The organism is Marinobacter sp. UBA2498 (assembly GCF_002341575.1).
In the GTDB taxonomy this organism is placed as follows: Bacteria; Pseudomonadota; Gammaproteobacteria; order Pseudomonadales; family Oleiphilaceae; genus Marinobacter; species Marinobacter manganoxydans.
This window is the reverse complement of sequence record NZ_DDOI01000122.1, coordinates 31,558-53,592: the sequence shown is the minus strand read 5'-3', so window position 1 is coordinate 53,592 and position 22,035 is coordinate 31,558. Positions and strand designations below refer to the sequence as shown.

Genomic DNA, 22,035 nt, shown 5'->3' with positions numbered 1-22,035 from the left:
CATGTCTGTCCATTGATCCCGGGGAGGCTCTGAGATGGCAACCTTGATGGCCTATGTGATTGGATTGCTGTTCACAGCCAGCATCTACATGATGCTCCGACGGTCCATCGTCAAACTGGTGATTGGTCTGATCATCCTTAGCAACGCAGCCAACCTTCTGATCTTCGTGGTCGCCGGCCTTACCCGCGGCGCTCCGCCGCTGATTGCCGAGGGCGCACAGCAAATCACCGGGACAGTCGCTGACCCATTGCCTCAGGCGCTCATCCTGACCGCCATCGTGATCGCCTTCAGTGTTCTCGCTTTTGCCGTGGTTCTGATACGGCGCGCATACGAGGTGGTTGGCACCGATGACCTGGACCAGATGAAGGATACTGATACTTGAACCTGGCACCTGTTCTCCCGATCCTTATTCCATTGGTCGCCGGCGCGCTGTCACTGGCATGCTGGCGTTCCATCCGGCTCCAGCGGCTGATTGGCGTAGTAGCCACCGGCCTGCTGCTGGCAGCAAGTATCTGGCTGTTGCTGCTCACAGTGGACCAAGGCTTCCTGGTGGTAGAAATGGGCAGTTGGCCCGCACCGTTCAGCATTGTGTTCGTGGCCGACGTACTCAGCGCCATCATGATCGTACTGACCGGTATTATCGGCCTGGCTATTGCCATCTACTCCCTGGCGTCCATTCCCAACGGGCACCAGAGGTTCGGCTACTTTCCCCTGATGCACTTGCTCCTGGCCGGTGTCGGTGGCGCCTTCCTCACCGGCGACATCTTCAATCTGTTCGTCTGGTTCGAGGTAATGCTGCTGGCGTCGTTCGCCCTGCTGACCCTCGGGGGCGAGCGGGCGCAGATGGAAGGTGCCATCAAATATGTCACCCTTAACCTGTTCTCATCGGCCATGTTCCTGTCCGCAGTGGGCCTGCTCTATGGCATGGTGGGCACCCTGAACATGGCCGATATCGCCCAGAAGGTGAGCAGCGTCGACGACCCGGGCATGGTGACCGTGGTCTCGATGATGTTCATGATTTCCTTTGGTATCAAAGCTGCGGCGTTTCCACTTTTTTTCTGGCTCCCAGCGTCCTACCACACGCCCCAGGTGGCCGTCTCCGCCCTGTTTGCCGGACTATTGACCAAGGTGGGCGTATATGCGCTCTACCGGGTGTTTACGCTGATATTTACCCAGGATGTCGGCTATACCCATACGATACTGCTCTGGGGAGCCACGCTGACCATGCTCACCGGGGTTCTGGGAGCGGCCGCGCAGTTCGAATTCCGGCGCATACTATCCTTCCACATCATCAGCCAGATCGGCTACATGATCCTGGGGCTCGCCCTGTTTACACCCCTCGCCCTCATCGGCGGAGTGTTCTATATCATGCACCACATCATTGTTAAGACGAACCTGTTCCTGGTCAGCGGCATTACCTACCGCCTACTGGGCAGCTACGAGCTTAAAGACCTCGGCGGTGTCTACCGCCAGCGCCCCTATCTGGCGTTGCTGTTCCTGATTCCTGCCCTGTCGCTGGCGGGCATTCCGCCACTGTCCGGCTTCTTCGCCAAGTTCATCGTCGTCCGAGCGAGTCTTGAGGCAAGCGAGTATCTGGTTGCGGGGATTGCGCTCCTCGTTGGCTTGCTAACACTGTATTCGATGATCAAGATCTGGGCGGAAGTGTTCTGGAAGAAGCTGCCGGAGCACGTCACCGATGACAGCGCGCTCAAAGGCGAGATGAAGGAGCCGAGAAGCTGGGCCCTGTACCTGCCGGTCGCAGGCCTTGCAGTGTGTACGTTGATTATTGGTTTATATGGCCAGCCGATTTACGTTCTGGCGGAAACGGCGGCGGACCAGCTGATGAATCCACAGCTTTATATTGAAGCAGTGCTTGGAGGGCAGTCACAGTGATTGGTCTGTTCTGGAATTTGCTGCTGGCGCTGGCATGGGTCACCCTCACCGGCAGCGTGACGGCCATGAACCTGTTGGCCGGCCTACTGTTTGGCTACGCTGCACTGATGGTGCTGCAAAAGCAGGTGCCGGCACTGAAAGGCTATTCCCGGAGAATCCCCCGCCTTGCGGCTTTTCTCGTTTTCTTTCTCAAGGAGCTGGTCAAGTCCAATCTTAAGGTGGCCTACGACGTGGCCACACCAGTGTGGCACATGAGGCCAGGCGTGATTGCGTTTCCTCTGAACGCGGAAACCGACATGGAGATCCTGTTTGTCAGCAGCGTGATTTCACTAACACCTGGCACGCTCAGCCTGGATGTCTCCGACGACCGAAAGGTACTGTTCATACACACCATGTTCCTGCACGATGAAGAGCAACTGAGAGATGATCTCAGGGAGCTGGAGCGCCGTGTGCTGAAGGTCATGCGCTAGGGGGTTGCAATGCTTTCCGTATCAATAAACGTTGTCTATTTCATGCTGTCTCTCGCGCTTTTGTTCGCGTTTATTCGCCTGACCCGAGGGCCTTCGTTGCCGGACCGTGTGGTAGCGCTGGAGCTGATCACCTCAATTGTGGTTGGCTACGTGGGCGTTCATGCGATAGAAACAGGCGTCGCCAGCCTTCTGGACGTGGCCATTGTGATTGCGCTGACAGCCTTTCTGGCGGCTATTGGTTTCGCCCGGTTTGTCGAACGTGGAGGGGTTAAGGATGAGTGAGCTGCTGGTTTCCTTCCTGTTGATCCTGGGCGCTGCGTTCATGGTTCTGGCCTCCATCGGGGTCCTGAGGCTACCGGACCTGCCCACCCGCATGCACGCCACCACCAAAGCCGGTGCGCTGGGCGCCATGCTGATCATGGCTAGCGTGGCGTTCCACTTCGGCGACAGTACCGTGGCGGCCAGGGCAATTGCCATTGTGGTCTTCATTTTCCTGACAGCGCCGATTGCCGCCCACGTGATAGGGCGTGCCGGGTACTTTACCGGCATTGAGCTTTGGGAAGGCACGGTCAAGGATGAGCTTAGGGAGCGCTACGATACTCACCTGCACACGTTGGAAAGCGGTCTTGAGAATCAGGACAAACCGGACGGGTCAAGCAAGGAGTCAGATCGAATCGATTCGTGATTTGTCATTGGAAGTGCATGAAATTCCCGTATAGTAGCCTCCCCATCAATTAACGGAGCTCAGCCAATGCTGAAAGTGAACGAATATTTCGACGGCAAGGCAAAATCCATCTCCTTCCAGACCTCGACTCTGCCAGCCACCGTTGGTGTGATCAGCCCGGGCGAGTACGAGTTCGGTACCAGCAAGAAAGAAACCATGACCGTCATCAGCGGAGCCCTCACTGTGCTGCTCCCAGGCATGGAAGAGTGGATGACCTACGGTGCCGGCGAGAGTTTTGATGTAGCGGGCCAGGCCAGCTTCAAGGCAAAGACCGACATCGACACGGCTTACCTCTGCACCTACGAGTAATATCCCCGCCCCTGACGGGCGCGTCCGCAGAGCGAAACGGACTTCGCACCTAAGCCACCGTTCGCTCTGCATTTTTTCACTATTACCGGTTCCTGTTTCAGCCAAACTGTGTCAGATTTATCCCTGTTTCTCGCGATAACACCAACAACTGGGAAAGAGGACACACGTAATGGCACAGACACGCATTCTACCCCCGGCTGAAAACGCCTATGAGTACCCGCTGCTGATCAAACGACTCCTGCTCTCGGGCCCCAGGTACAATCCAGACCAGGAAATTGTCTACTCCAACCGCAGCAAGTACACCTATACGGATCTCGTCGAACGCATTCACCGCCTGGCAAACGCATTGACCGATGCCGGCGTGAAACCGGGCGATACCGTTGCGGTCATGGACTGGGATACCCCCCGGTACCTGGAGTGCTTCTTTGCCATTCCGATGATTGGCGCCATTCTGCACACCGTCAACATCCGGTTGTCGCCGGACCAGATCGTTTACACCATGAACCACGCCGAAGACGATGTGGTTCTGGTTCACGACGACTTCCTCCCGATCATTGAGGCGGTCAAAGACGAGATCAAAACGGTCAAGACCTGGATTCAGCTCACCGACAGCAATACCGCACAACAGGCACCTGTTGAGGCTGTCGGGGAGTATGAGGACCTTCTCGCCAGGGCCAATGACAAGTTCGACTTCCCCGATTTCGACGAAAACAGTGTAGCGACCACCTTCTACACCACGGGCACAACCGGCAATCCCAAAGGCGTCTACTTTAGCCACCGCCAGCTGGTGCTGCACACGCTGGCCATGACGGGCACCGTTGCGTCATTCGACGAGATGCCGCTGATGCGTTCCTCGTCGGTCTACATGCCAGTGACGCCCATGTTCCATGTGCATGCCTGGGGCGTGCCCTATGCCGCCACCATGATGGGCATCAAGCAAGTATATCCGGGCCGCTATGAGCCGGAGCTGCTGGTGGATCTGCTCAAGGAACACAAAGTGACTTTCTCTCACTGCGTGCCCACCATCATGCAGATGATGATGGCCACCGAATCCATCAAGACGGCTGATCTGAGCAACTGGCACGTCTTGATTGGCGGCAGCGCGCTTACCAAAGGGCTTTGCGACGCCGGGGCCAAGCTCGGCATCAAACTTTACACCGCCTACGGCATGTCTGAGACCTGTCCGCTGCTCTGCGCGTCGCACCTGAAACCCGAAGACCTGGAACTGCCTCTTGAGCAGCAAACTGCGATCCGGGTGAAGACCGGTATTGCGACGCCCATGGTTGAGCTGGAAATTGTGGACCCCGAAGGCAATCCGGTCCCCCATGATGGCGAGGCCAAGGGAGAGATCGTGGCCCGCGCGCCATGGCTGACCCAGGGTTACTTCAAGGAGCCCGAGAAAGGCGAACAGCTCTGGGAAGGTGGCTGGCTACACACCGGCGACGTAGCTTCCATGGAGCCGGACAACACCATCACCATCAAGGATCGCATCAAGGACGTGATCAAGACCGGTGGTGAGTGGCTGTCTTCACTGGATCTGGAAAACCTGATCAGCCAGCATTCCGCTGTCGCCGGTGCTGCGGTCGTTGGCGTGCCCGATGAGAAATGGGGCGAACGCCCGCATGCTCTGGTCACCCTGAAGCCGGGCGAGCAAGCCAGTGCCGAGGATATCCAGAACCATCTGAAGCAGTTTGTGGAAAGCGGCGAGATCAATAAATGGGCGATCCCGGAGCATATTGATTTCGTGGAAGATATTCCGAAGACCAGTGTTGGCAAGATCAACAAGAAACTGATTCGGGATCAGTTGCAGTAATCAGTGAGGCGTTTGGGAAGGGGCCAGATGACACACCTCATCTGGCCCCTTTTTTATAGCCCGGAAAACGTAAAATCCACTTCAGGCTTGCGGCCGTCAATAATGTCCGCAAGGGCCGCGGCGGAACCACAGGAATGGGTCCATCCAAGGGTGCCGTGTCCGGTATTCAGGTAGAGGTTGGCGAAGTGGCTTTTTCCGATGTACGGCACGTTGGAAGGCGTCGCAGGCCGTAAGCCGGTCCAGAACTCCGCCTGATCCCAGTAACCTGCTTCGGGCATGACTTCCGCTGTGCGGCGCACGATAGCGCGGCAGCGGGTATAGTTCAGTTTCCGGCTGTAGCCGTTCAGTTCGGCCGTGCCCGCCACGCGCATGCGATCACCCAGGCGGGAATAAACCAGCTTGTACTCGTCGTCAGTGAGGCTGACATTGAACGCCGCCTCCTCGTTCTTCACCGGTACCGTAATCGAATAGCCTTTGGCCGGATAGATGTTGAGGAAAATACCGAGCTGACTGGCGAGCGCCGCACTGAAGCTGCCCATGCTCAGCACGTAGGCATCCGCGCGCAGCGTCTCATGATGGCCGTCCCGGAGCGTCTGGATACCGAGTACCCGCTCGCCGGCGCGTTCGAAGCCCAGGATTTCAGTGCCGTACCGGAACTCTACGCCGGCCTCCGCGCAGCGTTTTGCAAGGTTCTGGGTAAACATCCGGGCATCACCGGATTCGTCTTCCGAGGTGTAGGTTGCCCCGGCAATCCGGTTGCGGATCGGCTTGAGTGCCGGCTCCAACTCTACCGCCCGGTCTGCATCGATAATCTGACGGTCACACCCCAGATCCTGCATGATCCGGGTCGGCTCCATGGCACCGTCAAACTCCGCAGGATTGGTGTAGAAGTGCAGGATACCCTTCTCGAGATGGTTGTACTCGATGCCCGCTTCGTTACGCAGAGCCTGCAACTGGCTGCGGCTGTAGGTGCCGAGATTCACCATCTGGCGGATGTTGTGGGCAGCCCGGGCCGAGGTGCACTGTCCCAGAAAAGAGAGCGCCCAGCGCCACTGGGCGGGATCCAGTCTTGGCCGGAACAGCAGGGGCGCGTCGGGCTGGAACAGCCATTTCATGACTTTCAGAGGGGCGGACGGGTTGGCCCACGGCTCCGCATGGGAAACGGAGATCTGACCGCCGTTGGCATAACTGGTTTCCAGGCCGGCCTGGTTCTGGCGATCAACCACAGTTACCTGGTGCCCCTGCTTCTGCAGATACCAGGCCGTGGTAGTACCCACAACGCCTGCGCCCAAAACCAGTATATGCATGCTTGCCTCCGGTCGAACAGAATCCGCCATCCAACGGCATAATTGCAGGGATTTCTGGGCAGATTCCGGTTGGTATGAAACTCGGGATTTGTTAACGCGGGCTCTATTGTAACGTGAGCGTGGGGGATTTGCGTGTTATACCATCAGCCACCGGCGCGCTTAACCGTCCACCCCTTCTGCTCAAGCAGCGGAACCAGAAGATCCCGCTGGTCGCCCTGGATTTCGACCACACCATCTTTTACCGTGCCACCGGTGCCGCATTTGGCTTTCAACACCTTGGCATAGGCTTTCAGTTCTTTGTCGTCCAGTGGAATGCCGGTAATCAGGGTGACACCCTTACCCTTGCGACCCTTGGTCTCCCGGCTCACTCTGACAATGCCATCCCCGGCAGGCCGTGATGATGTAACGCAGGTACATTCATTCACGGGGTTACGGCAATCCGGGCACATACGCCCCTGCTCGGTCGAAAAAACCAGACCGCCCTCAGATCGCTTCTTCATTCTGTCTCCGTGCTATTCCTGTCTTGTAACGCCTTCAATCGAGACCAGGAGGATACTTGGTAAACATTTCGGCCACGACCTCGTCGATCAGTTCTCTTCGGGTCTCGGGTGACTGGTTTTCATTGAGATAGCGCCGACTGGCGGCGCGCCAGACAACTTCTTTCGACTTGCTGTCTGCCAGCTCTACAACCAGCTTTCCCTCTTCAATTTCACGTACGGGTGGCGGCGCAGACAGGGCCCAGCCGAAATTCCCGCTACCAAAACCAAATCCGAGTCCCAGCCCCGTCTGCTCAAGACGCTCCTCGGGCACGATCTGCCAGCTCACCAGCAAGTCGGCCTCTGCTTCAGGGACCTGTTTCAGCGCTTTGCGATTCAACTCTCGCTCAACGGCACTGCGCACCCGAGTGCCGTCGAGTGAGGTAAAGGAAGACGAATCGGTGCCACCGGCAAACGCCCAGGAGGCATAATTACCGAAAACCACGGAAGAGTTGTAGTCGGTCACCACGTTGCTGGCACAACCGGTCATGGCCAGTGCAACAACCGCTAACATCAGAAAACGCATCATGATTCCTGTCCTCGATTGAGACTCAGATTTACGAACAGTATACGCCTCGCAGACGCACAACGATGCCCCCGGGATCCGTCACCTTTCTAAACTGTAATCCAGTTTATGGGCATCGCAGAAGGCTCCGAATGCCTCGACCTGATCCTCGGGGACCAGAACACCAGCCCGTACCGAGGCCCCGTAATCCACCGATTCCACCGATGCCCCGTTCATCTCACACCAGTGCCGCAGCGGTTGCTCGTCAGCAAATGACAGGAGCACCAGCACGTCCACCATGGGCTTCTGGACCACCCGATCAACAGCCGACAGCACGCTCTCTGCAGCTCCGGCATAGGCTCGCACCAGGCCACCTGCGCCCAGTTTGATGCCACCAAAGTACCGGACCACCATCACCAGCACATCCCCCATATCCTTGTGCTGAATCACGTTGAGAATCGGCTTTCCGGCCGTTCCGAACGGTTCACCATCATCGTTCATACCAGCTTCGGCGGCAGAACCGGGACGCCCGATCTGGTAGGCCCAGCAGATATGCCGGGCGTCCGGGTGGTCCTGGTGGGCCTGTTCCAGCCAGTCCTTCACCTCCTCCCGCGAACTCACCGGGGCTACCCGGGCAATGAACCGGCTTTTCTTCACTTCCGTTTCACGCTCAAGGTATCCTGCCGGAACGGGGTAATCTTTTTTCATGGACAACGACCTATGGCCTCTGAAGACGAATACAACAACCCGGGCACGGCAAAGCCCGCGAAGATTCGGAAAGCGGCCTGCGGAATCCGCTTTGACGAAGACGAGCTGCAGGAGGGTATCGACTTTTCCGGCGCCGAAAAACTGAAACCTTCCGACCCGGAGCCGGAGTCAGCCGCCCCCGAAAAACACCGGAAGGCGAAGCGTCACCCGTAAGCCGCCAGTTTCTCCCGCTGCTGCCCCGATCACGCCATCGTGGGCCGCTACGATGTCTCTGGCAATGGCCAGGCCAAGCCCCCAGCCCGTGCCCCCGCGAGACTTGTCTGCGCGGAAGAACGGCTCGAAAAGCTGGCCGATCAGCTCATCCGGAACGCCCGGCCCCTCGTCATCAACCGTTAGCGTCAACCAGTCATCGGCCACCGTCACGGCCAGATGAACAGCCCTGCCAGGTGGCGTGTGGTCGAGGGCATTCTGCAGGATGTTGTCGATGGCTCGCTGTAAAAGCCCTTCATCACCCAGCACCGACGCCCTTGAACTTTCCGGCGACACCACGAGTTTGCAGTCCACACCCTGGTGTTCGGCATAGTCCGCTGCATCCTTGAGGACCTGATTGATCACATGCACCAGCCGGAGGGGCTCGCGCTCGATATCGCCGCCGGCTTCGGTAACCCGGTATAACGTCAGTATCTGACCGGTCATGGTTTCAAGCCGTTCGTTCTGGCGCAGAATGCTGGCCATCAGCTCTTCATCTGCACCGGCCTCGTTTGCCAGCTCAATGGCTATACGCTGGCGGGTGAGCGGCGTTCGCAAATCGTGGGAAATATCCCGAAGCAGATGTTTCTGGCGTTCCAGCAGACTGCAGAGCTGTTCGGTCATGGCATTGAAAGCCGTGGCCAGTTGCCCCACCTCATCCCGGCGTTGGGCGATCTTTTCGCTGACTCTCAGAGAATTATCACCGGCCGCAATCGCCTGGGCGGTGCTTTCCATGTGTTTCAACGGTCGCGATACCAGGCGGGCGATCCACCAGCACGCCAGTGAAATCATCAGCAGGGCCAGCCCGAGCTCGATGGCCCTGAAGAATCTCGGGTTGAGCCAGCCGGCGCCCTGCACCCGTGGCCAGGCCACCAACCGGTAACCGCCGCCAACGTCCAGTACCGCGGGTTTCTGCGGGTACCAGCCGGATTTCATGCGGTCGCGGATGAACGAGGGCAGCTTGCCATCGTTTTCATCCTGTTCGAGCAACACCAGAAACAGTTCAAGACGCTCGCCTTCGTCCCGCAGAAAACGCCACGCTTCGCCACGGTCGCCGGCCTCGCGAATTGCGATAGCTTCTTCGGCCAGATCCCTTAGACCTGCCTGGCGCTCGATGGCTTCCCGCTCCCGGTCCAGAAGCATCCTGGTTGCAAGGTTACTGGCCACCACGGTGACCGCCATAGCCAGCCAGATCGACAGGAAGATCCGCCAGAACAGAGGGAACATGGGCCGCTGTTTCATTCTGGCACCCGATAGCTGTACCCCAGCCCCCTAACGGTTTCGATACGGGGCGGGTCGTCGTTGCCCAGTTTTTTGCGAAGGTTACTGATGTGCATATCAAGGGTGCGGTCGTAAGCTTCAAGGCGCCGGCCCAGCGCCCATTGCATGAGATCGGTTTTGCGGACCACGCTGCCTGCGTGTGCCAGAAGAACCTGCAGAACCTCGTACTCGGTGGCGGTCAGCTCCATCGCCACATCATTCTGGTAAATTCGGCGATGGCCCGGCTCGACACGTAGGTCGCCATAGGTCCGGGCCGCATTGACTTCGGTTTTCTGGTCCCAGGCAATCCGCCGCAAAAGCGCCTGCAGCCGGGCCACCAGCTCGCGCGGATTACAGGGTTTGGGAATATAGTCATCGGCACCAACCTCGAAACCGACGATTCGATCCGTTTCGTCGCCCCGGGCGGTCAGTAATACCACGGGCAGATGGGTCTCTGCCCTCAGTTCCCGCAACACCTCGAGGCCACTGATATCCGGCAGCATGATGTCCAGCACGACAATATCGCAGTCCTGACCCAGCGCCAGGGCGAGGCCGTCCCGGCCATTGGCAGCTTCCCGAATGGTAAATCCCTGATTGGTCAGGTAACGGGCAAGCAATTCCCGCAATTCATCATCGTCCTCGACCAGTAACACCCTGTTCTGCATGTCGCTTCTCCACCTGTCGTGCCGACCACAGTTGCTGCTGAAGTCTAACACGCTACCCGCAAACCACTGATTCGGGCCAGGTCACTTTGCAGAACCTTTACACTGACCCCGGGGTGATCAAAAGCCGTCTTCTGACGTATGGTATCGGGTACATAAAGGAGTTTTCCCTCACCATGTCAGAACCCGGACCAGCGACTCTCACACTGGAAACCTGCACCAGCATCAATGATATTCCCGCCCCTGAGTGGGAGCGGCTGGCTGGGCATAGCAATCCATTTCTTCGTTACGAGTTTTTCCAGGCACTGGAAGCGTCCGGATGCACATCCCCGGAGACCGGGTGGTCGCCACGTCACCTCGTGTTCCGAAAGGCTGGCAGAATCGTCGGCCTTGCGCCGGCTTTTCTGAAGAGCCACTCCATGGGGGAATATGTGTTTGACTGGGCCTGGGCCGATGCATACCAGCGGCATGGGCTGGCGTACTATCCAAAATTACTGATCGCCATTCCCTTCACGCCATCCTCAGGCCCAAGGCTGCTGCTGGATCCGGACATTCGACAACAGCTGGTACCGGAACAGGTTCATCACCTGTTGGACAGGCTGACCGATGAACTTGGAGCCCACTCCTGGCACCTGCTGTTTCCCGGCAAAGAGGACCAGGAGCTGCTTCAACACGAGCAGGCCTTACATCGCATCGGATGCCAGTTCCACTGGCATAACCATGATTACCGTAATTTCGAGGACTTCCTGGCGGCGCTGACTTCCCGCAAGCGCAAGTCCATCCGCAAGGAACGTCGCCAGGTTGCGGACCAGGGAATTTCCTTTACACGCTTTCATGGCCGGGATATTCCGGAGCACGTGCTTTCCGCGTTCTATGTGTTTTACCAGGCGACTTATCTGAAACGGGGCCAACGACCTTACCTCAACAAGCGATTCTTTGAGCTGCTTCTGGAACAGCTACCCGAACACGTACATCTGGTGATGGCAGTGCGCGAGGGCGAAATGATTGCCGGTGCCCTGTTCCTGGCGGGCAAAACCACCCTCTACGGGCGTTACTGGGGTTGCCTTGACGAATATAACCACCTGCACTTTGAAACCTGCTACTACCAGGGCATCGAACTGGCGATGGACCTCGGCCTCAGCCATATTGATGCCGGCGCCCAGGGCGAACACAAACTGGTACGTGGCTTTGAGCCGGTAATCACCCACTCCTGGCATGGCGTTCTGCACCCCGGCTTCCGCGAAGCCATAGAAAACTTCACCCGAGAGGAGGCGGACCACGTGCGTGCTTATTTCAGCGATGCGGAATCCGCCCTGCCCTTCCGACAGCAGACGCCGGATTAACTTCTATACTGATAGACCCAGACTGGATTTACGCGGGGCTCAGACACCATGGATACAGACCCATTGTGGAGCATGTTATCGGCAGGCGGCCTGCCGCTTCTGCTTTCAGCGGCCGCCCTGGGCCTGGCCGTGATTGCCCTGTTCATCGGATCGGGCGCTCGCCGGCGTAGCGAGGACCAGTTGACCGCATTACGGGAGCGTTCCGATACGCTGTGGCGGGAAGTTGACGACATACGGGTAGCACAATTCAATCGTCCGGGTGAGTCCGGCAATGGCGCTTCAGGCTCCCCAGTTGAAGAAGCCCGCTATCAGAAAGAAGTGGAAGCCTACGCCAGGATCTGGCCACAGGTATGGAATCTTCATGAACGCCTGGGCATGTTCCTGAGGGCGGTTGAAGGCGGCGAAGCGGCCGGCGAACTCAGACTGGAAGCTCGCAATGCGGCCCTGGAGGCCCGAGAGCTGCTTAACCGGAACCGCCCCTTCTGCACAGAGTCCGTCGATGAACTGGTTACCCGGCTGATTGATGCCGAGATCAAGGCGCACCTTGCGGCCTGCCAGTATCTGGACCTGCTAAAAGATGTCCCTAGCGACTCATCCAATCACGATCGCCGGGTCTTGCAGGACAAATGCCACAGCCTGCACGAGGGCGAGGCCCGGGAGCTGATGAACCAGCTGGTCTCGTCCATTCGGCACCGGGCAATTCGCAGTAACTAGGGAGCGCCTGTTCAGCTGTTGGCGATACGGAAACCGACTTTCATTACGACCTGATAATGGCCCACCTTGCCATCAACGATATGGCCGCGGGTTTCGGTTACCTCAAACCACTCCATGTTGCGAACGCTTTTACCACATTCCTCAAGTGCATTCTCAATGGCGTCTTCAATGCTTTTCTTGGAAGACCCGACAATTTCCACTTTTTTGTACACGTGATGGTCAGACATTAAAGCCTCCTGGGAATTGCGATTTGTATTTCTGAGCCTAGAAGACAAGCGTCCTCACGGCAAACCACAGACCGGTACAAGCCTCATCCGCCAACCCACGGCTGGCGTACCTGTCCCCTATAATCCAGGTAGTCGTGAGGAACTTTCTGTCACTCAGAGGGTCCCGTCTACCCCACGCTTCGGACTGAGTTCATGAAACGATTTTTCAGATACACCGGCTGGTTCTTCGGCGCCGTGCTCCTGCTGCTGGCTGGCCCGATTCTGCTGGCCACCAGTGGCAGCCTGCAGGGAGCCGAGAGCTGGCAAACAGCCACCCGGGAAAGCGCCCGAATTGCCCCTCTGCCAGAACAGGCCGAGGAAGCCATCGTTCAGGTATACGGCGCCCGGGCCTGGAGTTGGCGAGGTTACTTTGCTGTCCATACCTGGATAGCCACCAAGGAAAAAGGGGCCAGCCATTATCGGGTTCATGAGGTGACTGGCTGGCGCAGCTACGTGGTAAATTCACGGCCCGGTGAGCCCGACAGACACTGGTACGGTGCAAAGCCGGACCTCTATGCCGATATCCGCGGCGAAGAAGCCGAAAAGCTGATTCCCGACATCTACCAGGCAGTGGCGTCCTACCCCTACCCGACCGAATACGAAGCCTGGCCCGGCCCCAACAGCAACACCTTCGTGGCCTGGGTAATCAGGGAGGTTGAGGGTCTCGATGTGGCTCTGCCGAACCACGCGATCGGCAAGGACTACCTCGGCGACCGTATTATCGCAGAGGTTCCGGGTGGCGCGGGTTATCAGGTCTCGCTGGGCGGGTATTTTGGCGTATTGGCAGGCATTCGCGAGGGACTGGAATTGAACCTTCTAGGCCTCTCTTTCGGTATTAACCCGTTGGCGTTGGGGGTAAAACTACCCGGCATTGGAGAGCTGGCCCTGATAAATACCAATCCAATGACCAAGCCCTCCATGGAGTAAACAGACGGCCCGGCCGGGGGCAAGGCTCCCAAAAAACGCTGTGAATACGTCCGTGTACGCTTGGCTCCGCCATCCCTGGCTCCGCACATTTTTGGGAGCCTTGCCCCCGACCGGACCTGCCTCGGAGTCAATCCCTACAAGCTGGCAAACTCCAGATACCGGCTCGCCGCCTGCTTCTTCTCATCCTGGCTGTTCAGCATCTCCAAGCGCATCTTGTCGATCAGTTTCAGGTAATCGACGATGGGAGATTCCGGCTTACCGGAATCCTTTGACTCTTCGATAAATGCCTTCTGCTTCTCGCGGATTTCATTGAGCTTCTCAAGCGCGGAGCGGATCGCTTCCACCCGGGCCTCAACCAGACCGTTACCACCGCGATCCGGCGAGCCACTGTCGCGACTCAGTACCGTCTCGGCGGCCGGCGCGTCGGCGGTGTTCTGCTCGGCAAGATCAATTTCTTCCAGGGTGCGAACCTCACCGTCGGTCGTCAGATAGATTCCCGAACCCTTGATCTGGCCCAGCGGCACACCTTGACTGTTGGCCAGCGTGAAGCGGTCTTCTACATTGTCCACGTACAGCGCCTGAACCCCGACTTCCTCCAGGGATTTCAAAGCCTGGGAGCCGTCCGCGGTTTGCACCCACACGGACAGCGATTTAAAGATCTCATCACTGGCATCAATCCAGCGGTTACCGTCGTCATCGAACCGGGCCAGCTCGCCAAAGCCGGAGCCGCTCCGGGGACCAAACAGTTCGGAGCCGTCGTCCACTTTGCCGTTGCCATTTCGGTCCAGCACCAGGTAGCCGCTACCGCTGCCCAGGGTGGCAAACTGCCCGGTTTCACCGTTACCGTTCAGGTCGAACTCGAAGAGGGTATCGGTCAGGCGGGCTGTGGCAGAGCCGAAGTTGATCACCAGAGGGTCGGTGAGTGGCCGTTCCTGAATCTGCACCAGTTCCGAGTACTCGTAGGTCCGGGACTGGGACTGTCGCAGTGACAGGGTGAAGTCGATGGTCTCACCATTCTCCAATGCGATGGTGCCAGTGGAGGCAAAGCTTCTGGATTCGCTCTCCGAGTAAAACATATAGCGTCCGGCAGAAACCGAGACACTGCCCCGACCCTCAACACCCGCATCACCACCGAGCGCGGCACGGCTAACGCTCAGTGCCTGCTGGCCCATCAGAAACAACTCCGAGGTTTTCTCGGCAAGCTGCGCACTGGTAAAGACGCTCTGCTGACCGCCATCCGTCACGGTGCTGCTGCCGCTGAAGGCGAGCTGCTCCTGGCTGCTGTAACGATAGGCAGCCTGGCGCATGAGCGTTAACTCTGAGCCAACCGCGTTCTCATTGGCCTGCGGCGCAGCGGCAGATTGCCGGTTGATGCGGAGCTGCGTGCTGTCGAAAGCCGATACCTGGCGGGAACTGTCCTGGAAAAGCGAAATCTGGCTGGAGGAAATCATGGCTTTGGGCACCTGTAATTACTACACAGGTATATCGGCCGCAGCCCCCCGGACTTGAGCACTTTTTAATCACTTCAGATTCGAGAGGTTAGGCCAGAAACCGCACGATTCCGGCAGCGGCAATCCCGGCGGCAATGGCCGGGAGAGGTTTACGCAACGCCAGCATGGTAACCGCCGTCGTGGTCAGGGCCGCCAGCGCACCAGCGTCCCCCGTCACGGCCATGGGCACAATGATGGCAATCAGGACCGAGCTGGCCATGGTGTTGATAAAGCTCTCGATACGAGGATTGATCTTCACGAACGACATGATGAACACGCCGCCAAAACGGGTTACCAGTGTAACGGCGGTCATGATCGCAATCAGGAACAGAATACCGGCTGTGGTGGTCTCAACGGTCATGGGTGCTGTCCTCCGCGTCAGAAGCAGGCGCAGGCTTTCGCTCGAGCCAGAAGAACCCGATCGCACCACCGGCGAGCGCGCCCACGACGACGTGGGTATTCGCCGGCAACCATTTCCAGGCCGCCAATGAAGCCAGCGCTGTGACGGTCCAGGCCACGAGCACTCTCGGGGATTTCTTGCCGCCCAGTGCCATGGCCAGGAGGAAGCAGCCGAGAACCATGTCCAGGCCCAGGGATTTGGGATCCTGCAGAAGGCCACCAAAATAGACGCCCAGACCGGTCCCGATGATCCAGGCCAGCCAAAGAGCCAACCCGCCACCAAGGATAACCTCCAGGTTTCGTCGGCCACTCTGGTATTCCTGGGCCGAAACCGCCCAGTTGGCATCGGTCAGCAACAGCAAGAGACCATAGCGCTTGCCCGGCGATACATCTTTCAGCATCGGGTACAGCGAAGCGCCCATAAGCAGATGGCGGGAATTGATGGCAAAGACCACCGCGATCATCGGAAGTACAGATACCTCGGTGCCCCACATATCGACGGCGGCAAACTGGGAGGCCCCGGCAAACACCGTCGCACTCATCAGCACCGCCTGGAGCGGCTCAAGGCCTTTCTGGGTAGCTGCCAATCCAAAGGCAGCGCCAAACGCCACCACGAATAACGAGATGGGAAGCAGCCGGAAAAACTCCACCCGTACCCGGGCCGGCTGTAGCTGATAAGAATAGGAAGCGACAGACATCCGGGGAAACTAGGTCAGTTTCCCCGATCCGCGTATAGGTAGTTTCCGCAGAAAGGGGCACATCTGCGACTAATGGACCAGATCCGCGCAACGCATGAGGGCATTTAACCTCATGATTGCCTCAAATGTTTACCGGGGAGGCGCCCGAATCCGGGGATGAGCCTTGTATCGGATAGTTCACATTCGCATGTTGACGTTAACGTCAATTGCCGCTAGTTTGTTTTTCGTCCAGCCCCAAAAGGGCACTTTCGGTGGGCCACCCCCAGCGGATATACCGGACACCTGAAATCGGAACGCCGGCCACAAGCCGGCAGACAAGAACAAGATACCCGCTCATGCCGAGATCCGGCCGGTGGGAGAGGATTTCGCAATGCTATTCAGCCATCCCGAGTTCGATAACCACGAACATCTTTCCTTTTTCTGCGATCCCGAAACCGGCCTGAAGGCCATCGTTGCCATACATAACACTTCCCGCGGCCCCGCATTGGGAGGCTGCCGAATGTTTCCCTATGCCTCCGATGAAGAGGCGGTTCGCGATGTCTTGCGGCTTTCGCGGGGTATGACCTACAAATCGGCCCTCGCCAACCTGGATCTGGGTGGCGGCAAGTCCGTGATTATTGGCGACCCGCGCAAACAGAAAACCGAAGCGATGATGGAGGCCATGGGCCGCCATCTGGAAAGTCTTGGCGGGCAGTACATTGCGGCAGAAGACTCGGGCACCAGCGTCCCCGACCTCAAGGTCATGGGCCGACACACCAGCCACGTTGCGGGAATTGCCTCGCGCACCGGCTTCGACGGCAACCCAAGCAACGGCGACCCGTCACCGGCGACAGCCTACGGCACCTTTATCGGCCTCAAAGCAGCGGTAAAACACAAACTTGGGCGGGACGACCTCAACGGTTTGAAAGTAGCCATTCAGGGCATCGGTAATGTCGGTTTCCGGTTGGCCAGACACCTGAAGGACGCCGGCGCTGATCTCTGGGTCTATGACATCCATGACGACAATATGCGGCGGGCCGTGGATCAGCTGGGAGCCAAGCCAGCGGCTGCCGAGGACATATTGTCACTGCCTGTGGACGTGGTAGCGCCCTGTGCCATGGGGGCAGTACTGAACGATGACAGCATTCCCCAACTGAAGGCCCGGATCGTCGCCGGCGCCGCCAACAATCTGCTGGAACACCCTGAGCACGATGCCATGCTGCGGGACCGGGGCGTTCTCTATGCACCGGACTTTGCCATCAATGCCGGCGGCATCATCGATGTGTTCTACGAGCGCGCCGGCGCCACACCGGAAACCGTTCGCGCCCACGTCGATACCATCGGCGATACCCTGACCGAAATCTTCAACCGTTCCGACCGCTCGGGTCGCCCCACCGGGGAGATTGCCAACGAGCTTGCCGAGGAACGGTTCAAAAAGCACATCGCCGGAGCCGGACAGGCGTCCGAGCGGTTGGCCCGCACCGGCTGAGCTGACACCGGCGCACCCCCAGGAAGCTGCGGATAGCTGCAGCTTCCCTCTTAAACCCTGATACAAAAACAAATACTCCGGGAGATAGTTATGTCCGTCACTTCTTCAGATTCCGCCGCTTATTCCGGGGCGCTTGAAGGTTCAAACGCCCAACGCGGGCTCTGGTCATCACGTCTGGCCTTTATTCTTGCCGCTACCGGCTCTGCCGTGGGCCTGGGCAATATCTGGAAATTTCCTTATGTCACCGGTGAGAACGGTGGCGGCGCCTTCGTGCTGGTGTATCTGCTGTGCATCGCGGTCGTCGGGATTCCTATCATGATGGCGGAAGTCATGATCGGTCGTCGCGGTGGCAGGAGCCCCGTCAAGAGTCTGAGCCTGATCGCCGAGCATGACCGACTCAAGCCGGCCTGGAAGCTGGTCGGTGCCATCGGCATTCTGGCGGGTTTTCTGATTCTGTCGTTCTACTCGGTCATCGGCGGCTGGGCCATTTCCTACGTAGGCACAACCGCCAGCGGCCAGCTTGCCGGGCAGTCTGCCGATGCCGTAGGCGCGATATTCTCGGGCCTTCTAAGCGATCCCACCAAACTGCTGGCCTGGCATACCCTGTTCATGGCTATGGTGATGGTTGTGGTAGTGCGAGGCGTTCGCTCGGGGCTTGAGCGGGCTGTCAGCATTCTCATGCCGGCCCTGTTCGTACTGCTGCTGATCGTGGTCGGCTATGCAATGACAACCGGGCACTTCGGGCAAGCCGCCGCATTCCTGTTCCAGCCCGATTTCTCCAAGCTCACAACATCCGGAATACTGGTAGCCCTGGGGCACGCGTTCTTCACCCTGAGCCTTGGTATGGCGGTCATGATGGCTTATGGCTCTTACCTGCCTAAGAACATTTCCATTGCCAAGACCTCGATCAGCGTATCGGTCATCGACACCGGCGTGGCGCTGCTCGCAGGCCTGGCCATCTTCCCGATTGTGTTCGCGAACGGCCTTGAGCCGGGAGCGGGGCCGGGGCTGATCTTCCAGACCCTGCCGCTGGCCTTCGGTCAGATGCCCATGGGTTCCCTGTTCGGCACCCTGTTCTTTGTACTTCTGATCTTTGCCGCCTGGACGTCGGGGATTTCGCTTCTGGAGCCGATTGTGGAATGGCTGGAAGAGCGTAAAGGCATGAACCGCACCGTCAGCACACTGGGCGCCGGTTTTGTCTGCTGGGGACTGGGCATTGCCTCGATTCTGTCCCTGAACCTCTGGTCCGACTTCGCACCGCTTGGCTTTGTCCCCATGCTGGAAGGCAAGACCATTTTCGACCTGCTGGACTTCTTCACCGCCAACATAATGCTGCCCCTGGGCGGACTGCTGGTGGCCCTGTTTGCGGGCTGGGTGATGTCACGTCAGGCCATGGAGCGTGAACTGGCACTGTCACCGGCCATGTTTAACCTGTGGCTGATCACCGTGCGTTTCATCACTCCGGTTGCCGTGGCAGTGGTGTTTATCTACAACCTGATGTAAGCCGCCGCTAAAGCTGATCGAGGGAGGCCTTCAGGGTCTCCCCGATCCTCGCGTTCAACTTCAAATCTACCAGATCTTCAGCCCGCGTCCGCCCCAGGTTCAGGGTGGCAATGGGCTTGTTCCATTCGTTGGCGTACCGGCAGAAACGGAACCCGGAATACACCATCAACGACGAACCGATTACCAAGAGGCCATCACTGGCCTTCAGCGTATCCAGGGCCGAATACACCCGGTCTTTTGGAACATAGTCACCAAAGAACACCACATCCGGCTTCAGAATCCCTTCGCACTTCGGACAATCCGCCAGCCGGAAATCCTCGAAATCCACATCCAGATCGGCATCGCCATCCGGCGCTGTCTCGGCGGTGTATTTCTGGAACCCGGGATTCAGATCCGCGCAGCGATCGTGCACCTCATCCCGCGGACACCGGTAGCCGCAACTCATGCACCCCACCTCATCGGCCCGCCCGTGCAGGTCCGTCACCGCCCGGGTGCCTGCCTTCTGATGCAACCGATCCACGTTCTGGGTGACCACCAGGCTGCTGTGGTTGAGCAGTTCCAGGTCAGAGATGTAATGGTGGGAAGGATTGGGCCTGGCATTGCGCATGACCGGCCAGCCAATCAGGCTCCGGCCCCAGTAGCGCTGGCGGGTGTAGACGTCTTCCATGAACGCCTTGTGCTGAACCGGCTGCTTGCGCTTCCAGGCGCCATCGCCGTCCCGGTAGTCCGGGATGCCCGAATCGGTACTGACCCCTGCGCCAGTCAGGATCAGCAAGCGAGGATGGCGCTGGATAAACTCCGCCAGCAACGCCCCGGCCTCCTCCGGCTCATGCAACACCGGCGGCTGCTCCGGCTCGGGCAGGCGCTGGCTGGAGCTGAAAGGTCGGCTGCGGTGCGTGGTTAAAGACATACAGGCTCCGGTTTCTCAGCCCGGCTTACGGGCCACATACACGGTGTTGAACGATTCCCTGTTCTGAAATGGATTGAAGAAGGATACGACATGGCAGGCCACATCGGTGAACACCTCGTTGAGAACGGCCATGAACTCGTCATCTTCGCCCTCGTTCGACCACATGGCAAACACCCCTCGGGGCTTCAGTTGCCGCGCCATCAGCCGCAGGTTGTTGGCTGTGTAGAAGCTGGCACTGGAATCGTGCAGCAGCGCCCGGGGGGAATGGTCGATATCCAGAAGAATGGCATCGAATGGCTTGCCGGGGTTCTTCGGATCGAAACCACCCTCTGCCGGATCGGCAATTGCCAGGTCGAAGAAACTGCCATGGACGTAGCGGTTCCGGGGATCGGCATTCAGATCTTTACCAAGAGGCACCAGCTCCTGCTGATGCCATCCGATAACGGGTTTCAGATACTCAACCACCAGCAGTTCGGCAACACGCTCGTGCCTGAGCGCCGCCACCGCGGTGTAACCCAGGCCCAGGCCACCAACAACTACCCGGAGATCATCGCCCTCGGTTTCGCCCAGCCCGATATCAGAGAGAGCCACTTCGGCATCCACGAACATGCTGGACATCAGGAATTCCTCGCCCAGCTTCACCTCGTAGATATCCCTGTCGCCAATCGCCGGAATCCGGCGTCTGCGAAGCGTGATCTCACCAATCACCGAAGGCTGGCTGTCAATCTGTTCGAAAAGCAGTCCCATCTGTTCAGACCTTGCGAGTGGATTCATCAAGACAGGAACGCAGAATACTCCGCATCTTCTCCGAGCCCAGCTCGTTCATCAGTTCAATGTTTCTCTGCGGGATCCCATCCACATCAGGATAACTGTCAATCGCCGCTTCCAGACTGGCTTCCCGCAAGAGGTGCAGCATGGGAAATGGCGAACGATTGGTGTAGTTCTCCGCCGCATCGGGCTCGGTGCCCGCAAACTGGTAATCCGGGTGGAAACTGGCGATTTGGTAAACGCCTTCCATATCCAGATACGCCAGCAAACCATCAGCCGCATCAAGGAATTCATTGTAGGGCCCGAAGTCCTGCAATACACCCGGATGGATCAAAAGCGTGGTTTCAATCTCCGGCTCATCTTCCAGACGCTGAAGCTCCGAGTGCAAGGCCTGTAACAGCTCGTCTTCCGTTTCGGCTTCCGACACCACAAACCGAACCCGGTTCCGGACCAGTTCCCGTTTTGCGAACGGGCACAGGTTATAGCCGACGACAACGTCTTCGACCCATTTTCGGGTTGCTGCAATAATTTCGGTCTCGCCCATGTTCTTTTCCTCAGTTATTCGAAGGCCACTCATAGGCACGAGCGGATGGGCGGGTAGGCCTTTCCAAAACTGTGCGGAGCCAGGGGTGAAGAGCGAAAAGCTCTTCACGGGCAGGCCATGGACGGCCTGCCCAGGACCCTCTGCGCGACGCAGGAGCAATAAGCGCAGAGGGGCGGAGCCCAAGCGCCCCATGGATGGGCCGCAAGGAGCGTGTTTTGGAAAGCCAGTCCCACATGACCGCCTGCACCAAACCCTGAGCCTTAGAAGTACCCCTGGCTCCGAAGATAATCATCATAAGAGCCACTGAAATCAGTCACCCCATCAGCCTTAAGCTCAATAATTCGCGTAGCCAGCGAAGAAACAAACTCCCGATCATGGCTGACGAAAATCAGTGTACCCGGATAGTTCTCCAGCGCCAGGTTCAATGCCTCGATGGACTCCATATCCAGGTGGTTCGTGGGCTCATCCATCAGCATCACATTGGGCTTCTGCAGAATCAGCTTGCCGAACAGCATCCTGCCCTGCTCGCCGCCCGAGATCACCCGCACCGATTTCCCGATATCGTCACC

Annotated in this window: 27 protein-coding genes; 13 read left to right on the top strand and 14 right to left on the bottom strand. The window is 58.3% G+C overall.

What is annotated here, in order from left to right; translation table 11 throughout:
• Positions 1 to 34 precede the first annotated feature (34 nt).
• The 7 genes from B2W52_RS17165 to B2W52_RS17135 all read left to right on the top strand — a co-directional run bounded on the left by B2W52_RS17165 (position 35) and on the right by B2W52_RS17135 (position 5,209).
• Complete coding sequence (locus tag B2W52_RS17165) at positions 35 to 382, top strand: Na+/H+ antiporter subunit C (protein WP_008173967.1); 348 nt, start codon at positions 35 to 37, stop codon at positions 380 to 382.
• Positions 379 to 1,893 (top strand): Na+/H+ antiporter subunit D, encoded by a 1,515-nt coding sequence (locus B2W52_RS17160; protein ID WP_008173965.1) that lies wholly within the window; start codon positions 379 to 381, stop codon positions 1,891 to 1,893. The genes B2W52_RS17165 and B2W52_RS17160 overlap by 4 nt, the downstream gene beginning before the upstream one ends.
• Complete coding sequence (locus B2W52_RS17155) at positions 1,890 to 2,363, top strand: Na+/H+ antiporter subunit E (RefSeq protein ID WP_008173963.1); 474 nt, start codon at positions 1,890 to 1,892, stop codon at positions 2,361 to 2,363. Before B2W52_RS17160 ends, B2W52_RS17155 begins: the two co-directional genes overlap by 4 nt.
• Before the next feature lie 9 nt (positions 2,364 to 2,372).
• On the top strand, positions 2,373 to 2,645 hold the full coding sequence (locus B2W52_RS17150; protein ID WP_008173960.1) for an MrpF/PhaF family protein: 273 nt from the start codon (positions 2,373 to 2,375) through the stop codon (positions 2,643 to 2,645).
• A complete protein-coding gene (gene mnhG / locus B2W52_RS17145) occupies positions 2,638 to 3,048 on the top strand; it encodes a monovalent cation/H(+) antiporter subunit G (RefSeq protein ID WP_053112757.1) in 411 nt (136 codons plus the stop codon). Before B2W52_RS17150 ends, mnhG begins: the two co-directional genes overlap by 8 nt.
• Before the next feature lie 66 nt (positions 3,049 to 3,114).
• Entirely contained in the window at positions 3,115 to 3,396 is a 282-nt protein-coding gene (ppnP, locus tag B2W52_RS17140; protein ID WP_008173956.1) for a pyrimidine/purine nucleoside phosphorylase, read from the top strand.
• A gap of 169 nt (positions 3,397 to 3,565) precedes the next feature.
• Positions 3,566 to 5,209, top strand: a complete 1,644-nt coding sequence (locus B2W52_RS17135; RefSeq protein WP_008173954.1) for a fatty acid--CoA ligase — start codon at positions 3,566 to 3,568, stop codon at positions 5,207 to 5,209.
• Between the two features lie 53 nt (positions 5,210 to 5,262).
• On the opposite strand, the gene B2W52_RS17130 is transcribed toward B2W52_RS17135, so the two are convergent.
• The 4 genes from B2W52_RS17130 to B2W52_RS17115 form a co-directional block, all read right to left on the bottom strand.
• Positions 5,263 to 6,516, bottom strand: coding sequence for a D-amino acid dehydrogenase (locus B2W52_RS17130; protein ID WP_008173952.1), 1,254 nt, complete (start codon positions 6,514 to 6,516; stop codon positions 5,263 to 5,265).
• A gap of 143 nt (positions 6,517 to 6,659) precedes the next feature.
• A complete protein-coding gene (locus tag B2W52_RS17125; protein WP_008173950.1) occupies positions 6,660 to 7,016 on the bottom strand; it encodes a translation initiation factor Sui1 in 357 nt (118 codons plus the stop codon).
• A 34-nt stretch (positions 7,017 to 7,050) separates the two neighbouring features.
• A complete protein-coding gene (locus B2W52_RS17120) occupies positions 7,051 to 7,578 on the bottom strand; it encodes a DUF4136 domain-containing protein (protein ID WP_176443056.1) in 528 nt (175 codons plus the stop codon).
• Positions 7,579 to 7,659: 81 nt separating this feature from the next.
• Positions 7,660 to 8,265: a YigZ family protein gene (locus B2W52_RS17115; protein WP_286803789.1), complete on the bottom strand. Its 606-nt coding sequence runs from the start codon at positions 8,263 to 8,265 to the stop codon at positions 7,660 to 7,662.
• 12 nt (positions 8,266 to 8,277) lie between these two features.
• Here B2W52_RS17115 and B2W52_RS17110 point away from each other — a divergent pair, with 12 nt between their 5' ends.
• Positions 8,278 to 8,478: a hypothetical protein gene (locus B2W52_RS17110; protein WP_008173944.1), complete on the top strand. Its 201-nt coding sequence runs from the start codon at positions 8,278 to 8,280 to the stop codon at positions 8,476 to 8,478.
• Here the strand turns inward: B2W52_RS17110 and B2W52_RS17105 are convergent.
• Together B2W52_RS17105 and B2W52_RS17100 are read right to left on the bottom strand one after the other, a co-directional pair.
• Entirely contained in the window at positions 8,434 to 9,756 is a 1,323-nt protein-coding gene (locus B2W52_RS17105) for a sensor histidine kinase (RefSeq protein WP_008173942.1), read from the bottom strand. The two genes, B2W52_RS17110 and B2W52_RS17105, sit on opposite strands and share 45 nt — an antisense overlap.
• Positions 9,753 to 10,439 carry a response regulator transcription factor gene (locus tag B2W52_RS17100; RefSeq protein WP_008173941.1) on the bottom strand — a complete coding sequence of 229 codons (687 nt, stop codon included), beginning with the start codon at positions 10,437 to 10,439 and terminating at the stop codon, positions 9,753 to 9,755. Before B2W52_RS17100 ends, B2W52_RS17105 begins: the two co-directional genes overlap by 4 nt.
• A 173-nt stretch (positions 10,440 to 10,612) precedes the next feature.
• Between B2W52_RS17100 and B2W52_RS17095 the strand changes: the two genes are divergently transcribed.
• Positions 10,613 to 11,779 carry a GNAT family N-acetyltransferase gene (locus B2W52_RS17095; protein WP_008173939.1) on the top strand — a complete coding sequence of 389 codons (1,167 nt, stop codon included), beginning with the start codon at positions 10,613 to 10,615 and terminating at the stop codon, positions 11,777 to 11,779.
• Positions 11,780 to 11,827: 48 nt separating this feature from the next.
• Positions 11,828 to 12,493, top strand: coding sequence for a hypothetical protein (locus tag B2W52_RS17090; RefSeq protein WP_273069500.1), 666 nt, complete (start codon positions 11,828 to 11,830; stop codon positions 12,491 to 12,493).
• A gap of 11 nt (positions 12,494 to 12,504) precedes the next feature.
• On the opposite strand, the gene B2W52_RS17085 is transcribed toward B2W52_RS17090, so the two are convergent.
• Positions 12,505 to 12,720, bottom strand: coding sequence for a dodecin (locus tag B2W52_RS17085; protein ID WP_008173934.1), 216 nt, complete (start codon positions 12,718 to 12,720; stop codon positions 12,505 to 12,507).
• Positions 12,721 to 12,912: 192 nt separating this feature from the next.
• Between B2W52_RS17085 and B2W52_RS17080 the strand changes: the two genes are divergently transcribed.
• A complete protein-coding gene (locus B2W52_RS17080) occupies positions 12,913 to 13,686 on the top strand; it encodes a DUF3750 domain-containing protein (protein ID WP_008173932.1) in 774 nt (257 codons plus the stop codon).
• 134 nt (positions 13,687 to 13,820) lie between these two features.
• On the opposite strand, the gene B2W52_RS17075 is transcribed toward B2W52_RS17080, so the two are convergent.
• The 3 genes from B2W52_RS17075 to B2W52_RS17065 form a co-directional block, all read right to left on the bottom strand.
• Positions 13,821 to 15,137, bottom strand: coding sequence for a hypothetical protein (locus B2W52_RS17075; RefSeq protein ID WP_053112760.1), 1,317 nt, complete (start codon positions 15,135 to 15,137; stop codon positions 13,821 to 13,823).
• A gap of 88 nt (positions 15,138 to 15,225) precedes the next feature.
• Complete coding sequence (locus B2W52_RS17070) at positions 15,226 to 15,537, bottom strand: AzlD family protein (protein ID WP_008173928.1); 312 nt, start codon at positions 15,535 to 15,537, stop codon at positions 15,226 to 15,228.
• Entirely contained in the window at positions 15,527 to 16,273 is a 747-nt protein-coding gene (locus B2W52_RS17065) for an AzlC family ABC transporter permease (protein ID WP_008173926.1), read from the bottom strand. The genes B2W52_RS17070 and B2W52_RS17065 overlap by 11 nt, the downstream gene beginning before the upstream one ends.
• 370 nt (positions 16,274 to 16,643) lie before the next feature.
• Here B2W52_RS17065 and B2W52_RS17060 point away from each other — a divergent pair, with 370 nt between their 5' ends.
• Both B2W52_RS17060 and B2W52_RS17055 read left to right on the top strand, forming a co-directional pair.
• Entirely contained in the window at positions 16,644 to 17,741 is a 1,098-nt protein-coding gene (locus tag B2W52_RS17060; protein WP_273069497.1) for a Glu/Leu/Phe/Val family dehydrogenase, read from the top strand.
• Positions 17,742 to 17,831: 90 nt separating this feature from the next.
• A complete protein-coding gene (locus B2W52_RS17055; protein WP_273017470.1) occupies positions 17,832 to 19,244 on the top strand; it encodes a sodium-dependent transporter in 1,413 nt (470 codons plus the stop codon).
• Between the two features lie 7 nt (positions 19,245 to 19,251).
• On the opposite strand, the gene B2W52_RS17050 is transcribed toward B2W52_RS17055, so the two are convergent.
• The 4 genes from B2W52_RS17050 to B2W52_RS17035 form a co-directional block, all read right to left on the bottom strand.
• Positions 19,252 to 20,154: an NAD-dependent protein deacetylase gene (locus B2W52_RS17050; RefSeq protein ID WP_286803788.1), complete on the bottom strand. Its 903-nt coding sequence runs from the start codon at positions 20,152 to 20,154 to the stop codon at positions 19,252 to 19,254.
• A gap of 15 nt (positions 20,155 to 20,169) precedes the next feature.
• Positions 20,170 to 20,901 carry a polyamine aminopropyltransferase gene (locus B2W52_RS17045; RefSeq protein ID WP_008173917.1) on the bottom strand — a complete coding sequence of 244 codons (732 nt, stop codon included), beginning with the start codon at positions 20,899 to 20,901 and terminating at the stop codon, positions 20,170 to 20,172.
• A gap of 4 nt (positions 20,902 to 20,905) precedes the next feature.
• Entirely contained in the window at positions 20,906 to 21,466 is a 561-nt protein-coding gene (locus B2W52_RS17040) for a DUF1415 domain-containing protein (protein ID WP_053112764.1), read from the bottom strand.
• 260 nt (positions 21,467 to 21,726) lie between these two features.
• Positions 21,727 to 22,035 (bottom strand): ATP-binding cassette domain-containing protein (locus tag B2W52_RS17035; RefSeq protein WP_286803787.1); only part of this gene is annotated, 309 nt, incomplete at its 5' end.